The following is a 735-nucleotide window of genomic DNA, read 5'->3' as shown; positions in this document are numbered from 1 at the left end:
ATCCCGCGGATCCAGGGCCGCTGCATCCCGCGAGGCGAACGTGCCTGTGCCCGGCTGGTACCAGCGGGAACCCATATTCACGTTGCCCGAGTCCGGATCGGTGAACTGCCCCTGAAAACCCAGATCCGGGTCGTCGCCCTCGCTGGCCAGCACCTCGCCGAACGGATCGAACGTACGCGAACCCGCCAGCTCACCGGCCTCCGGATCGACCAGCCCCACCAGATCGGTGTGCCGGTCGGACCACCCCAGCCGGCCACCAGCACCCAACAGATGCCCACCTGGGGTGTAGGAATACTCGCTGAGGCCATCGCTGGCGATGTCCAGGCTCTGCCCCACATACGCCAGATCACGGTCGCCCCGGGAGACCAGCCGGTTCAGCGCGTCGTAGACGTACTCGGTGTCGCCATCGGAGACCAACTCGTCGAAGGCGTTGAACACCAGCTCGGTGACCTCGCCACCCTCGATGCGCTCGGCCATCGTCCCGCGCGGGGTGTAGGAATACTCCGTATCCCCATGCGCCAGCAACCGGTTGCGCTCATCGAACTCCGCCGACTCCCCACCACGACCAACGAGATTGCCCGCACCGTCCCAGGTGTAATCGACAGTCGTGTCACCGTCATCCCACGAGACGAGCCTGCCCGCATCGTCATAGCCGTACGAATTCCGCCCCGCACCAGCCACACCACTGGTGTCCTTCGACCTCAGCCGCCCAGCCTCGTCATAGCCATAGGCGAT

Annotated in this window: 1 protein-coding gene; it reads right to left on the bottom strand. The window is 65.6% G+C overall.

The annotated features are described in order from the left end of the window. Nucleotides 1-735, bottom strand: a 735-nt coding sequence (locus tag F8178_RS20360) for an RHS repeat-associated core domain-containing protein (protein ID WP_317496470.1), incomplete at both ends; no start/stop codon positions are given.

The organism is Haloechinothrix sp. LS1_15 (assembly GCF_033042135.1).
GTDB lineage: Bacteria > Actinomycetota > Actinomycetes > Mycobacteriales > Pseudonocardiaceae > Haloechinothrix.
Note: the sequence above shows the minus strand (reverse complement) of the source record. Positions and strands in the feature narration are given on the sequence as shown.